Source organism: Rhodococcus opacus B4 (genome assembly GCF_000010805.1).
GTDB classification, from domain to species: domain Bacteria; phylum Actinomycetota; class Actinomycetes; order Mycobacteriales; family Mycobacteriaceae; genus Rhodococcus_F; species Rhodococcus_F opacus_C.
The window spans coordinates 2402103-2415543 of the sequence record NC_012522.1 but is presented as its reverse complement, the minus strand read 5'-3'; the positions used below and the strand labels follow the sequence as shown (position 1 = coordinate 2415543).

15 protein-coding genes are annotated in these 13441 nt (G+C 67.0%); 7 read left to right on the top strand and 8 right to left on the bottom strand.

Going from position 1 to position 13441, the window contains the following annotated elements; genetic code table 11:
- The 3 genes from ROP_RS11235 to ROP_RS11225 form a co-directional block, all read right to left on the bottom strand.
- The gene (locus tag ROP_RS11235; RefSeq protein WP_012689461.1) at window positions 1-168 is read right to left on the bottom strand and encodes a rubredoxin; all 168 of its coding nucleotides are present in this window, start codon (window positions 166-168) and stop codon (window positions 1-3) included.
- Complete coding sequence (locus tag ROP_RS11230) at window positions 168-1400, bottom strand: alkane 1-monooxygenase (protein WP_012689460.1); 1233 nt, start codon at window positions 1398-1400, stop codon at window positions 168-170. Before ROP_RS11230 ends, ROP_RS11235 begins: the two co-directional genes overlap by 1 nt.
- 262 nt (window positions 1401-1662) lie before the next feature.
- Complete coding sequence (locus ROP_RS11225) at window positions 1663-2013, bottom strand: YrdB family protein (protein ID WP_012689459.1); 351 nt, start codon at window positions 2011-2013, stop codon at window positions 1663-1665.
- A 132-nt stretch (window positions 2014-2145) separates the two neighbouring features.
- On the opposite strand from ROP_RS11225, the gene ROP_RS11220 reads away from it, so the two are divergent.
- Window positions 2146-3222 carry an NAD(P)H-dependent amine dehydrogenase family protein gene (locus ROP_RS11220; protein WP_012689458.1) on the top strand — a complete coding sequence of 359 codons (1077 nt, stop codon included), beginning with the start codon at window positions 2146-2148 and terminating at the stop codon, window positions 3220-3222.
- 32 nt (window positions 3223-3254) lie between these two features.
- Here the strand turns inward: ROP_RS11220 and ROP_RS11215 are convergent, their stop codons facing one another.
- Genes ROP_RS11215 through ROP_RS11195 form a run of 5 tightly spaced genes read right to left on the bottom strand, consistent with a single transcriptional unit; the run spans window position 3255 to window position 6735 of the window.
- Window positions 3255-3953, bottom strand: a complete 699-nt coding sequence (locus ROP_RS11215) for an HAD family hydrolase (protein WP_012689457.1) — start codon at window positions 3951-3953, stop codon at window positions 3255-3257.
- 52 nt (window positions 3954-4005) lie between these two features.
- Complete coding sequence (locus tag ROP_RS11210) at window positions 4006-4308, bottom strand: putative quinol monooxygenase (RefSeq protein ID WP_050785057.1); 303 nt, start codon at window positions 4306-4308, stop codon at window positions 4006-4008.
- Window positions 4305-5909: a solute symporter family protein gene (locus ROP_RS11205; RefSeq protein WP_012689455.1), complete on the bottom strand. Its 1605-nt coding sequence runs from the start codon at window positions 5907-5909 to the stop codon at window positions 4305-4307. Before ROP_RS11205 ends, ROP_RS11210 begins: the two co-directional genes overlap by 4 nt.
- Complete coding sequence (locus ROP_RS11200; RefSeq protein ID WP_012689454.1) at window positions 5906-6259, bottom strand: DUF485 domain-containing protein; 354 nt, start codon at window positions 6257-6259, stop codon at window positions 5906-5908. The genes ROP_RS11205 and ROP_RS11200 overlap by 4 nt, the downstream gene beginning before the upstream one ends.
- Window positions 6256-6735 carry a nuclear transport factor 2 family protein gene (locus ROP_RS11195; protein WP_043824589.1) on the bottom strand — a complete coding sequence of 160 codons (480 nt, stop codon included), beginning with the start codon at window positions 6733-6735 and terminating at the stop codon, window positions 6256-6258. The genes ROP_RS11200 and ROP_RS11195 overlap by 4 nt, the downstream gene beginning before the upstream one ends.
- 192 nt (window positions 6736-6927) lie before the next feature.
- On the opposite strand from ROP_RS11195, the gene ROP_RS11190 reads away from it, so the two are divergent.
- The 6 genes from ROP_RS11190 (at window position 6928) to ROP_RS11165 (ending at window position 13437) form a co-directional block, all read left to right on the top strand.
- On the top strand, window positions 6928-7533 hold the full coding sequence (locus ROP_RS11190; RefSeq protein ID WP_050785056.1) for a TetR/AcrR family transcriptional regulator: 606 nt from the start codon (window positions 6928-6930) through the stop codon (window positions 7531-7533).
- Between the two features lie 134 nt (window positions 7534-7667).
- The gene (locus ROP_RS11185; RefSeq protein ID WP_012689451.1) at window positions 7668-8861 is read left to right on the top strand and encodes an acyl-CoA dehydrogenase family protein; all 1194 of its coding nucleotides are present in this window, start codon (window positions 7668-7670) and stop codon (window positions 8859-8861) included.
- A complete protein-coding gene (locus ROP_RS11180) occupies window positions 8858-9661 on the top strand; it encodes a hypothetical protein (RefSeq protein WP_012689450.1) in 804 nt (267 codons plus the stop codon). The genes ROP_RS11185 and ROP_RS11180 overlap by 4 nt, the downstream gene beginning before the upstream one ends.
- Window positions 9658-10506 (top strand): alpha/beta fold hydrolase, encoded by an 849-nt coding sequence (locus ROP_RS11175; RefSeq protein WP_012689449.1) that lies wholly within the window; start codon window positions 9658-9660, stop codon window positions 10504-10506. Before ROP_RS11180 ends, ROP_RS11175 begins: the two co-directional genes overlap by 4 nt.
- Entirely contained in the window at window positions 10503-12209 is a 1707-nt protein-coding gene (locus tag ROP_RS11170; RefSeq protein WP_012689448.1) for an AMP-binding protein, read from the top strand. Before ROP_RS11175 ends, ROP_RS11170 begins: the two co-directional genes overlap by 4 nt.
- Window positions 12202-13437, top strand: a complete 1236-nt coding sequence (locus ROP_RS11165; protein WP_012689447.1) for an acetyl-CoA C-acetyltransferase — start codon at window positions 12202-12204, stop codon at window positions 13435-13437. The genes ROP_RS11170 and ROP_RS11165 overlap by 8 nt, the downstream gene beginning before the upstream one ends.
- Window positions 13438-13441 lie beyond the last annotated feature (4 nt).

Genomic DNA, 13441 nt, shown 5'->3' with positions numbered 1-13441 from the left:
TCACGCCACCTTCGTTTCGAAATCGATCTTCTCGCGGACCCCGCAGTCGGGACACGGCCAATCTTCGGGAACATCGGCCCACGGGGTGCCTGCGGGGAATCCTTCACGGGGTGCGCCGGACGCTTCGTCGTAGACATAGTCGCAGACCGGGCACTGGTAGGCGGCCATCACCGAACTCCGCCGTCGTACTTGGCCAGAACCTTCTCGCGCTTACCGGGTTGGATGTTCACGCGGGTGATGTCGCCGTCGTAGTGGTCGAGCACCCGGTGGTCCATCACCTTGCGCCACAGCGGCGGGACGTACGCGAGCGTGATCATGCTGGCGTATCCGCTGGGCAGATTGGGGGCGCCGTCCATGCTCCGCAGCGTCTGGTACCGCCGCGTCGGGTTCGCGTGATGGTCGCTGTGGCGCTGCAGGTGGTACAGGAAGATGTTGGTCACGATGTGGTCGGAGTTCCAGCTGTGTGCGGGCGCGCAACGCTCGTATCGGCCGCTGGCGGTCTTCTGACGCATCAGGCCGTAGTGCTCGAGGTAGTTGACCGTTTCGAGGAGCGAGAAACCGTAGACGGCCTGGATGACCAGGAACGGGATGACGACCGGACCGAATATCGCGATGAGCGCGCCGAACAGCACCACCGACATGAGCCACGCGTTGAGCACGTCGTTGTGAATGCTCCACGTGCTCTTGCCGAGTCGCTGCATCCGGGATTTCTCGAGCTCCCACGACGACTTCAGGCTGCCCCACACGCTGCGGGGGAGGAACGTCCAGAAGCTTTCTCCGAAACGTGAACTCGCCGGGTCCTCGGGTGTCGCGACCCGGACGTGGTGGCCGCGGTTGTGCTCGATGTAGAAGTGGCCGTAAAAGGTCTGCGCGAGAGTGATCTTGGCCAGCCAGCGTTCGAGGTCGGTCTTCTTGTGACCCATCTCGTGGGCGGTGTTGATGCCGATGCCGCCCATGACGGCGACGCTGAACGCGACACCGATCTTCGACACCAGTCCGAGGCCGCCGTCGATGCCGAGCCAGGACAGGCTGTCCGCCGACCAGAGGTAGCACGCGAACACCAGGCTCGCCAGCTGGAACGGAATGAATATGTAGGTGCAGTACCGGTAGTACCTGTCGTTCTCGAGCTGTTCCATCACTTCCTCGGGCGGATTCTGGCCGTCGGGTCCGAAGAACCTGTCGAGGATCGGGAGCACGATGAACAGCAACAGGGCGCCGATCCACCACCACACCGGAGCCACCGCCGACCATCCGAGTTGGTTGAAGGCCCACACCAGCCCCGCGGCGAGGAACAGCGCGGTCGGGGGTATCAACCCCATCAGCCACAGGTAGCGCTTGCGGTCGCGCCAGGCTTCCGGTGGTGCTTCCTCTGTCGTTCTGCCGATATCCGACGTCGTCACGGTCCGAACCTCCTCGTCCAGTAGCTGTCGCGGTATGAACCAGCTCACTCTGGAATGGACAGTACACGCACTTAGATCCAAGGTCTAGACAAAAGTAGAGATTTGTAAATCTGACGCGACGCTCTAACGGCGGAGGCATGCCGGCCGATGGACAGTGCGACACCGTTTCACCGTGTGAAGGAGCCCCCGATGTTCCGTGACCCCGGACTGCCCGACTGGCTCGAATTCGTTCTCGGCCTGCTCGGGTACCGCTGGTAGTCCTCTACTCCGGTGTGTGTGAGCGAGCCGCGAACGTCGCCGTCGCCACGACGGCGAAGGCCAACCCCCACCACGGGTGACCGGCGGATGCAACGAGTACGCCGGTCGCCGCGAACAGAGCGGTCTGGGCGACCAGTCGTGCGGGGTTGGGTAGTCGTCGGCTCGATTTCGGTGCCATGGCGACACCCCAGATCGTGGCAGCTGCCACCGGGAGGAGCGACGCGAGTACCACCTGAACGACCGTCGAGTTCGCGAGCGACCACCCCGCGACAGCGAGCAGGACCAGCATCGCGATCTCACAGGCGAAGGCCACGACGTCGAGAGCACCCACTCGTTGCGGGTCGGCTTCGCTCATCGACCCAGCTTAGGGCGCTCCGCACCCGTGAGTACTTATTAACCGCCCGTGGTTGACAAGTACTCACGACCGGAGCACTAGAACCTGTTACATTCGCGGGAGGGGTACTACTTCTGGACAGGGAGAGAACTCATGAGCTATCGCGTCGTCGAATGGTCCACCGGTACGGTCGGGCGTCACGCCATCGCAGGCATCGACGCCCGCGACGACCTCGAACTGGTCGGCGTGTGGGTGTCCGACCCGGAGAAGGCCGGGAAGGATGCCGGTGAGCTGGCGGGCCTCGGACGGGATCTCGGGGTGACGGCAACCGACGACAAGGCGGCGCTTCTCGCCCTGAAACCCGACTGCATCGTGCACACCGCGATGACGGACGACCGCATCTTCGACGCCATCGAGGACCTGATCTCGTTCCTCGAGGCCGGCATCAACGTCGTGTCCTCGGGTCCGGTTCTGTTGCAGTACCCGATCGGCGTGGTCCCCGATGAACTCGTCGACCGCATCCGCGGCGCCGGCGAGCGGGGAGGCGCGAGTCTCCACGTGAACGGTATCGACCCCGGGTTCGCGAACGACGTTCTCCCGCTGGCCATGACGAGCCTGTCGCAGCGGATCGACGAGGTGCGCTGCTCCGAGATCGCCGACTACTCCACCTACTACCAGCCGGTGGTGATGAGCGAGATCTTCGGCTTCGGCAAACCCGTCGAGGAGACGCCGATGCTGTTCCAGCCTGGGGTGCTGTCGTTGGCGTGGGGAAGCGTCGTCCGCCAGATCGCCGCGGGACTGGACGTCACCCTGGACGAACCGCTTGTCGAGAAGTTCGAACGCGTCCCCGCCGAGGAAGACCTGGACATACTGTCGTGCCACATCGCGAAGGGGACGGCGGCGGCGGTGCGGTTCGAAGTCATCGGTTCGGTCGACGGGGTGCCCCGTGTGGTCCTCGAGCACGTCACCCGCACGCACCCCGACCAGCAACCGGACTGGCCGAAACCCACCCGCGGCGACGGGTGCTACCGCATCGACATCACCGGCGAACCGATGATGACCGTCGAGTTCAATCACCACGGCGAGAACGGCGACCACAACGTGTCGGGGATGATCGTCACCGCGATGCGCCTGGTGAATTCGGTGCGGGCGGTGGTCGAGGCGAAGCCCGGCCTGGTGACCGCACTCGACCTGCCGCTCGTCACGGGTCGCGGTTTGCTGCGCTCGTGAGTACTTGTTAACCGCGGGACGTCAACAAGTACTCACAGGCCGAAGGCACTCAACGCAGTTCGCAGGCCGTCCGGACGTTCCGCGAGGGGGACGGGGTCGACGAGGGCGAAGGCGCAGCCCACCTTCCGCGCGGCGCCGTCGGCTTCCTCGCTGTCGCCGATCATCAGGGTGCGTCCGGGCTCGGAGCCGAGCGCGGCGAGGGCGTGCTCGAAGATCTTCGGGTCTGGTTTGACCGCACCCACCTCGAACGACAGCACGAACTCGTCGACGAGGTGTTCCACACCCAGATCCACGAACGCGGGCCGGATGTCGAACGCGATGTTGCTCAGCACGGCGACCTTGATTCCACGGTCCTTCAGTGCCGCAAGCACTTCCGCCGTGTCGGGGTACGCGCTCCAGCACCCCGGGTCGATCAGCCGCTCGTACAGCCCGACCGCCTGGTCCTCGTGCGCGACCCCGGACTTGCGCAGCACGTCGAGGTACGCCTGCCGGTGGAAGCGGGGGTCGAGGTCGCGGTTGGTCCATGCGTGGTGTTCGGCGGCGTCCATCTCGACGGTCTGGCCGACCGGCGCCGTCATGCGCCGCATCAACTCGGCCTGCTGGTGGAGGTCGAACGGTTCACCGTCGTGGTCGGTGAGGTCGGACATCCAACTGTCGTCCTCCTCCAGCCGGAACAGCGTGCCGGAGAAGTCGAAGATCACTGCGTCGAAGTCGGTGAGATCGGAAGCCACGATTCCAGGCTAACGCGCCGTGCTCGCGGCTTCAGGGTGAAGCCGGACGGGGTCAGTCCACTTCGAGTTCACCCATCAGGGGCCACTCGGTGGCGTCGATCGTGGTGTTGATGATCCGCGGCGTCTGGGCGAGGGCCGGCTTCAAGGTGGCCAGCGCGTTCCGGAAATGGTCGCTCTGCACGTGGGCGGCGGCGTCGTCGCGGAACGCTTCGACGAGGACGTACAGGTTCGGATCCTCCACCGCGCGCGACCAGTAGAACCACAGGTTGCCCGGTTCGTTCCGAGTCGCGTCGGTGAACGCGCGCGGCGTGATCCAGGGCGCGCGAGAAGCAGCGCGCCCTGGGTCGAGGGTCAGTGCGCCTCGGCGAGTTCCGCGCCGATTCCGGTTTCGGCGCGCACCAGCATCTCGGCGAACTTCTCGTCCCGATCGGCCGAACGTCCGTGACGGCGTTCGCCGGCGAGCGAACCGAAGACGGCGGCGGCCAACCCGAGCGGCATGGTGATGATCACCGGCAACTGGATGGTCAGCGGCGCCGGGCCACTACCCAGCCAGAGCGCCTCCGTGAACATCAGGCTGACCACGGTGGATGCGAGTCCCACCGAGATGCCCCACACGGCGCCGGTGCTGTTGAACCGCCGCCAGCCCAGGCTGAGCAGCAGGCTCGGCAGGTGCGCGCTGCCGGCGACCATGAACGCCATTCCCATGAAGTACGTGATGTTCGTGGTGTCGCCGATCGCCATCGTCAGCGCGATCGCAATGACGCTGAACCCCACGGCCGCAAACCGGGCGACCTTGGCCTCGCGAGCGTCGGACGTCTCCGTGTCGGGCTCGGCTGCCCTCCTGCGGGTGAGGGTCGGCCACACGTCGTGCGCGAACGTTCCCGCCGCCGAGATCACCACACCGGCGACGACGGCGACGATGCTCGCGAACGCGACGGCCGCCACCATGGCCAGCGCGATCGATCCGCCGACGGTGCCGACGCCCCCGCCGAGTTCCGTGACGAGCGTGGGTGCCGCGAGATTGCCGCCTGCGCCGACGCGATCCGCGCCTTCCGGGCCGAGGAGCGCTGCGGTGCCGAAGCCCATCACGATGACGATCAGGTAGAACACGCTGCACAGCGCGACGGTCCAGCCGAGCGACTTCCGCGCCGTCGCGGCCTCGGGGACGGTGAAGAAGCGGATCAGGATGTGTGCCATGCCTGCCGTGCCGAGGGCGAATGCGAGGGAGTACGAGATCAGGTTGATCGCACCGGTCTGCCCGAAGATCAGTCCCGGCGAGAGGATGGCGTCTCCGGCCTTCGCATTCGATGTTGCCGCCCCGAGCATGCCGGGGAGGCTGAAGCCGAACTTCGCGAGGATTCCGAGGCACACCACGACCGCCAGGATCGACAGGATGGACGACTTGATCACCTGAACCCACGTGGTCGCCAGCATTCCGCCGACGAAGACGTAGATCCCCATCAGCGATCCGGCGACCACGACGGAGAGGCCGAACGGGATCCCCGACACCGACTCGAGGAGGACGCCCGCCGCGACGAGCTGGGCGAGCAGCACGAACGTGCCGGTGACGATGGTGCTGAGCGCAACCACCACCCGGACGCGTCGTGCACCGGTCCGGAACACCAGAACATCGGCGAGAGTGAACTTTCCGACGTTCCGCATCTTCTCGGCGAGGAGGAACAGGACGGGCAGGAAGGAGACCACCGACGTGCACAGGATGACGGCGCCGTCGACGCCCTTGTAGAAGATCAGGCCCGTAGTACCCAGGAAACTGCCCGCGGAGATGAACTCACCGGCGATCGCGAACCCGTTCTGCCACCCGGTGATCGAGCGGCCCGCGGCGAAGAATCCGGTGGCACTGCGACTTCGGCGGGAAGCGGCGAACGTCACCCACAACGTGAGGGAGATGACGGCGGCACAGATGCCGATGGCGAGGAAATCGGCGTCGCCGGTCATGATGCAAGCTCCTGATCACGGTGTGCGATGGCCAGGACGGCGGCATCGGCGGCGGGCTGGATGAACGTGCGGGAGAGCCGGAAGTACGCGAATACCAGCACCCAGGTGCCGGCGAACTGGGAGAAGACCACCCACAGTGACAGTGGAATCCCGAACACGCTGTTGTCGCCGAGGAATTCGGGGAAGTAGGCGAATCCGACGAGGAACGCCGAGAAGAGTGCGATCGCAATCAGGCCGAGAGCGGTGGTGACGGCCCGGCGGCGGCGCCGCAATTCGACGAACTCCGGCAGCGCGAGAATCGGCGACCACACGAGCGCGGCCGGCGCGGTGGTGGGCGACTCGGTGGTCATGCGTTCACCGCCGCGCGGCGTGCCGTGTCGAGGGCGAACTGGTTCTCGTCCCAGCCCTCGGCCAGCGGCCCGAAGTAGTGGAAACGTACCTGCTTGACCCGGTACAGCCAGCGACCCGCGACCTTGACGGCTTCGTCGGTGTAGCGGCCGGCGGCGATGGAGGCGGCGCCGTCGGACACGCACGGCTGCCACAGAAACGAGCGGACGGTCGCGCGGTCGCCGTCGAGGTCGATCTCCAGATTGGTGATGAAGTGCCAGAACGCGGTGAGCCCACCGGCGGCGAGGCCGGCGAAGAACTCCCGCATCTCGCTCTTGCCTTTCGGGTTCGACAGTCCGTCGAATTCGCCGTCCTCGGTGAACAAGTCCATCAGCGCGTCCCAGTTGCCGTCGTCGAGATGGCGGCAGTACTGCGCGTCGAGGTAGCGGATGGCTTCCAGGTCTTCCAGGCGGCGGATTCGTTCTTCGAGGGTGCTCAAGGTGGCATACCTCCACGGTGCGGTGTGCGGAATGTGGGAATCGGTTATTAACAACCGTTCATGTGATGGGGACCATAACGGACATGCTGTTCTCGGTCAACACGTACCGCCGTTCGCTGTTCAGGGGCGGTTGAGCTGCATCTTCCGGAGGCTTCCTTGCTCACACCGCGTGCTGCACCTACCCTCCGAGGGATGAACACTCGGTCAAGCAGTGCGGTGATTCCTACCGTCAGGCAGCGGATTCTGGACGCGGCGCTGGACGAGTTCTACACCGCCGGTTTTCATGCCGCGACCATGCGCACCATCGCCAAACGCGCCGGATGCAGCGCCGCCAACGTCTACAACCACTTCGACAACAAGGACGAACTCCTCGTCGAGATCCTGCGCGCGGCCAGCGACGAGCAGTTCACCGCCACCCGGAACGCCCTGCGTAAGGCGGGTCCCGCACCCGCGGAGCAGTGGACGGCCGCAGTGGTCGCGCACTCGCTGTACACCGCGCGCAACCAGCGCGCGTGCCTGGTGGCCAACACTGAACTGCGCTATCTCGACGAGGTGGATCGCAAGCGGGTCGTGGGTTCGCGCGACGCTCAGGAGCACCTGTTCGTCACCATCGCGGAAGCGGGTGTGGCCAGCGGAGACTTCGACGTTCCGCACGTCCACCAGGCGGTGACCGCCGTGCTGACCATGTGTGCGGGTATTGCCCTCTGGTACCGGCCGGACGGGCCGCTCACTGCACAGGCGGTGGCGGACTCGTACGGCGTCTACGCGCTCAATCTTGTCGGATTCCGTCCCGCCTGAATTGGGGGATCGGACGTTGACGTTCGACCGCGTCCGTGTTGTACTGGGTGAACAAGCGTTAATGTGATCCGAGTGTGGAACTTCGAGTTCTCCCGTTTCGCGCGCCCCGTAGTTCGAGTGGATGAGGAGTGTCCATGACTCACCGGCCGTCGCAGCCGCGTACAGACTCACCGCGGTATCTCACCGAGGACCGCCTGGCGATCCGGGACCTGGCTCGCGATTTCGCGATGAAGCAGGTGCTCCCGATCGCGAACGAACTCGATCCGGTGCAGGGCACCATCCCGGACACGCTCAAGAAGGCGATGGCCGAGGTCGGGTTCTTCGGGATCATGATCCCGGAGGAGCACGGCGGACTCGGTCTGGGGGTGTTCGAGTACTGCCTCGTCGCCGAGGAGTTGTCGCGGGCGTGGATGAGTGTGTCCGGGCTGCTGGCCCGCGGCAACGGGATGGGCGGCGGATTCACCCCCGAGCAGGAGGCGGCGCTGCTGCCGAAGGTCGCGGCGGGTGAATACCTCGGCGCGTACGCCCTGTCGGAGGCCGAGGCCGGATCCGATGTGGCGAACATTTCCTGCCGCGCCACCCGCGACGGCGACGACTGGGTGGTCAACGGCACGAAGATGTGGTGCACGTACGCCGACGAGGCCGACTACCTGGTGCTGTTCGCGCGCACCGATCCGCACAAGGATCCGGCGAAGCCGCACCGCGGGATCAGCGCGTTCCTGATCGATAAGCAGCGCGGCGGGTTCCCGGAGGGGATCAGCGGGACGAAGATCCGCAAGATCGGGTACTTCGGGTGGAGCACGTGGGAGCTGTCGTTCGACAACTTCCGGGTGCCGGCGACGGCGATGCTCGGTGAGGAGGGCAAGGGCTTCTATCTTGCGGTGAGTGGTCTGGAGGTGGGGCGGGCGCACACCGCGGCTCGGGCGATCGGGTTGGCCCGCGGTGCGCTGGAGGATTCGATTGCGTATCTGCACACCCGTCGTCAGTTCGGGCACGAACTGGCCGACTTCCAGCACCTGCGGTTCAAGGTCGCGAAGATGGCCGCCGATATCGAGGCGGCGCGGCAGTTGATGTATTCGGTGGCGACGGATATCGATACCGGGCGGCGGTGTTCGTTGGAGGCGTCGATGTGCAAGCTGGTGGCGACGGAGATGGCGGAGCGGGTGACCAGTGAGGCGGTGCAGATTCACGGCGGTGCCGGGTACACCACCGACTTCCAGGTGGAACGGCACTGGCGGGATGCGCGGCTGACGAAGATCTTCGAGGGCACCAGCGAGATCCAGATGCGCATCATCTCCGATGAATTGCTGGGGAGGACGGGCGAATGAGCACACTCACCACAAGCATCGCTGTCGGCGATCGCACTGTGAGCGAACCAAGGCGAGTCTCCGAATTCGGACCGTCCCTGCCGGAACCGTCGTTGACGGGAATCGTTCTCGCGGGAATGCTCACTCCCCGACCGACCGCCGAAGCCACCCGCACCGGGCTGCAATGGAATGCGGAGTGCGCGGTGACAGGTCCCGACGTCGTCCACGTCGAGTCCGTTGTCACGCGGGTCGAGCAGTCAGCGGACGGGACCATCATCGATCGTCACGTGCGGCTGGTCGACCACGGTGGGTCGGTGCGCGAGCAGGGGATCGAGACGTGGCTTCTGCGCGAATCATCCGACGTCCGATACGATCCGGCGGTCGACTTCTGCACCCCCGCGTGGGGTGAGATCCTCCGCGAATCCCTGTCCGCCGACCCCGACTTTGCGTCCTCGCTGTCGACGTGGGACGGCACGGTCGGCCTGCGCTGCACCGACGCCTCGGGCGGGGCCCGTGAGGTGCACCTGCGGATCTACCGCGGCCGGATCATCGACGTGGCGCGACGTGTCCCGGGTGGGGCGACGTTCACGCTCGTCGCGCCCGCCGAGACGTGGGTCGACCTGATGTTCGCCGACCACAACGATTTCATGCGCCGCGCCATCCGCGGTGAATTCTCCTCCAGCGGTGACGGGTACGAGTACCTGCGACTCACCAAGCCGCTCGACATCGTCATCGCCCATGCCCGCACCGCCGCACGTGAGTGGCAAAGCGTGGCGGGGCACACTTTGCCACTCACGTGCGGAAGGGAGGCTCGGTCATGATCGAGGCCCGGTACCTGGAGATCGACGGGGCGCTCGGCTTCGTCGAGATCGTCACTCCCGAGAACTACTCGGACACCGTGATGCCCACCGTTCTGTGCCTGCACACCGCGGGGCAGAGCGGAGTCCAGTGGCGCCACGTCGCGTCCGCCCTGGCCGACCGCGGCTACCGGGTGATCGTCCCCGACCTTCCGGGGCACGGTCGTTCCGAGCCCGCGGTCGACGGCCCCGTCACCAGCATTGTGACGTTCGGCGACTGGCTCGGGAAGGTCCTCGACGCCCTCGCCGTCGAACGGCCTTTCGTCATGGGATGTTCCATCGGGGGCAAGCTGACCCTCGAATTGGCCACCAGGCCGACCCGACCGCTGGCCGGGGCGATCGCGATGGAAGCCGAGGCCGGTCCCGGCCGCGTCAACGTCGGCGGACTGCGCCGCGAACTCGAGGACGTCGCCGGACCCAGCCGTTCCGACCGCACGTACCTGGGCACCCTGGCGTCCATCGGGCGGACCGTGCCCGAGGTGCAGGCCCGTCTGATCGCCACGATGCACAAGCGTGAGGACCCGGAGATCTCGTCCTCCGACCTCATCGCCTGGGGAACACACGACGTGCGGGACCGTCTCGCCGACATCACCTGCCCCATCCGGCTCGTCGCCGGAGCGCAGGACCCGTGGATCCAGACCGGTCTCGTCGAGCAGGCCGCGTCGCGCATCGACGCCGCCCGCCCGGGACTTACGACGTTCACCCTGCTGGACGACATCGGCCACTACCCCATGGAGGAGATCGACGATTTCGCCGTGGTGGCGGACGGCTGGTTGACAGAACTGCGTGCGGCGGCGGTGCTCTCGTGACGGCCCACGGCACGGCGACACGCCGTGACACTCTCGCGTCACTGCTCGACGAACTCGTCACGGCCGATCCGGAGGCCGCCGCGACCCTCGACGTCGTCGACGGTGAGCCGATCGTCACGAACCGGGCCGAACTCCGCGCGCGCGTCGAGGCACTGAGGTCGGAACTCGTCAAGGTCGGTGTGCGCCGCGGCCAGTGTGTGGCCGTGCTGTTGCCGAACTGGTCGGACGCCATCGTCTGGCAGTTGGCCTCGTCCGCCGTCGGCGCACACGTCATCGGGGTCAACACCCGGTACAACACGCACGAGATCGCGCACATCCTCACGTCGGCGCGCCCCGCGGTGGTGGCCGTGGCCGATCGATTCCATGGCCTCGACCTGTTCGCGCGACTCGGTGAGGCCCAGTACTCCGTCGATCTCCCGGCCCCGGCGGTCGCGGTGGTGCGCCGTCCCGGGACCACGAGCGAAATTCCGGACCCGACGCGCTTCGACCTCGGCGGCGGAGCCTGGACGGCGGAAAGCGCCGACACCGGCGGTGTTCAGGTGCCGGCGACCCCCGACACGGCGACCACGACCGTTGCAGGTGAGCGGGCGGCCGTCGACGATCCGCTCGCGGTCGCCTTCACCACGTCTGGATCCACCGGCGTCCCGAAGCTCGCGGCCCATCGCGAATCCGCGGTGGTCCGGCACGCGCGGGCCGACGCCGCCGTCCTCGGCGTCGAACCCGGCGACGTCACCCTGTGCGTGCTGCCGGTGTCCGGGGTGTTCGGATTCAGCACCGCCCTGGCGACCCTCGCCGGTGGCGGCGCCCTGCTCATGGAACCCGTCTTCGACGCCGCGGTCACACTGAGGCGCATGCAGTCACTGAAGGTGACGCACGTGGTCGGCGGCGACGACCTCTTCACCCGACTCCACGACACGTGGCACGGGGGTGAACGCGCCGACCTGTCGTCGTTGAAACGGCTCGGGATCGCCGATTTCCTCGGGCGTTCGCACGAGGTGGCCGCGTGGGTCCGCGACGAATTCGATGCCGTCACCACGGGAGTCTTCGGGTCTTCCGAGGTGTTCGCGCTGATGCTGCTGTGGGACGTCACCGATCCGGAATCGGTGCGCTGGAACGGCGGCGGACGTCCGGTGGAACCCGCCATCGAGATTCGGATCGCCGACCCGCTCGACGACTCGGCTCTTCCGGACGGTGAGCAGGGTGAGCTACAGGTCCGCGGACCGAACGTCGTCGACGCGTACCTCGGTAATCCCGAGGCTGCCGCGCGCGCGTTCACGTCGGACGGGTGGTTCCGCAGCGGTGACCTCGCGGTCGCCACCGGCGACGGCGGCTATACGTATGTATGCCGGATGGGCGACGTGCTCCGGCTACGCGGCTTCCTGGTGGATCCCGCCGAGATCGAGCACCGGCTCGCCGAACACGACGCCGTCCATCTCACGAAGGTCGTCGGCATCACCGGCCGGGGCGGATACACCGAGGCCGTCGCGTTCGTCGTCCCGACCGAGGGGACCCGCGCGGACGCCGCCGAGCTCAAGGCCTGGTGCGCAGAGTCGTTGGCGGCCTTCAAGGTTCCCGCCGCCGTACACATGATCGAGGAGATGCCGACCACCGTAGGCGGCAACGGAGCCAAGATCCGAGCGGTCGAACTGCGCGAATGGGCGCAGCAGTGGACCGATCACGAAAGGGATTTCCGCAGTGCCTGAGAATTCGAACGCCCAGGGCAGCGATGTCGTCGTCTGCGAGCCTCTCCGCACCGCCGTCGGACGATACGGCGGACAGTTCACGGACGTTCCCGCCGCCGACCTCGGCGCGCGGGTGGTATCCGAACTCCTCGCCCGCACCAAGGTGGATCCGGGCAGCATCGACGACGTGATCTTCGGCCAGTGCTACCCGAACGGCGAGGCGCCCGCCATCGGCCGCGTCGTGGCACTCGACGCGGGCCTGCCGGTGACGGTTCCCGGTCAGCAACTCGACCGCCGCTGCGGATCGGGCCTGCAGGCCGTGCTCGATGCGGCGATGCGCGTGCAGACGGGAGTCGCGGAACTGGTGATCGCCGGTGGCGTCGAATCGATGAGCCGCGCCGAGTACTACACGGAGTCGATGCGCTGGGGAGCGAAGGGCGCCCCGGCAGCGCTCCACGACCGGCTCGCCCGCGGCCGCGTCACCGCCGGCGGACGCCGCTACCCGGTACCCGGCGGCATGCTGGAGACCGCGGAGAACCTGCGCCGCAAGTACAGCATCAGTCGTCGGGAGCAGGACGAACTCGCGGTCAGCTCCCATCGGCGGGCGGTGGCCGCGATCGATTCGGGGAAGTTCGCCGAGGAGATCGTTCCGGTGGAAGTGCCGGTCCGTAAGGGCGATCCGCAGGTCGTGGACCGGGACGAGCACCCCCGCGCCGACACGACGACCGAATCGCTGGCACGCCTGCGGCCCATCATGGGCAGCACCGACCCCGACGCCACCGTCACCGCCGGCAACGCCAGCGGACAGAACGACGGTGCGGCGGCCTGTCTTGTCACCACCCGGGCGGAGGCGGAGCGCCTCGGTCTCCGCCCGCTCGCCCGGCTGGTCACCTGGGCGGTCGCGGGTGTGGAGCCGTCCGAGATGGGCATCGGGCCGGTGCCGTCCACCGAGCGGGCCCTGAAGCGTGCCGGGCTGACACTCGCGGACATCGACCTGATCGAACTGAACGAGGCCTTCGCGGCGCAGGCGCTCGCGGTCACCCGCGAATGGAATTTCGGCGCACAGGATTTCGCCCGCACCAACGTCAACGGTTCGGGAATCTCGCTCGGGCACCCGGTCGGGGCGACAGGCGTCCGGATCCTCACGACCCTGCTGCGGGAGATGGAGCGTCGCGACGCCCGCTACGGTCTCGAGACGATGTGCATCGGCGGCGGCCAGGGGCTGACCGCGATCTTCGAGAGGATCTGACCAC

Coding starts and splice junctions, on each gene's coding strand:
- ROP_RS11235 (WP_012689461.1), bottom strand. CDS start 168: ATGGCCGCCTACCAGTGCCCGGTCTGCGACTATGTCTACGACGAAGCG.
- ROP_RS11225 (WP_012689459.1), bottom strand. CDS start 2,013: ATGAGCGAAGCCGACCCGCAACGAGTGGGTGCTCTCGACGTCGTGGCC.
- ROP_RS11220 (WP_012689458.1), top strand. CDS start 2,146: ATGAGCTATCGCGTCGTCGAATGGTCCACCGGTACGGTCGGGCGTCAC.
- ROP_RS11205 (WP_012689455.1), bottom strand. CDS start 5,909: ATGACCGGCGACGCCGATTTCCTCGCCATCGGCATCTGTGCCGCCGTC.
- ROP_RS11200 (WP_012689454.1), bottom strand. CDS start 6,259: ATGACCACCGAGTCGCCCACCACCGCGCCGGCCGCGCTCGTGTGGTCG.
- ROP_RS11190 (WP_050785056.1), top strand. CDS start 6,928: ATGAACACTCGGTCAAGCAGTGCGGTGATTCCTACCGTCAGGCAGCGG.
- ROP_RS11185 (WP_012689451.1), top strand. CDS start 7,668: ATGACTCACCGGCCGTCGCAGCCGCGTACAGACTCACCGCGGTATCTC.
- ROP_RS11180 (WP_012689450.1), top strand. CDS start 8,858: ATGAGCACACTCACCACAAGCATCGCTGTCGGCGATCGCACTGTGAGC.
- ROP_RS11175 (WP_012689449.1), top strand. CDS start 9,658: ATGATCGAGGCCCGGTACCTGGAGATCGACGGGGCGCTCGGCTTCGTC.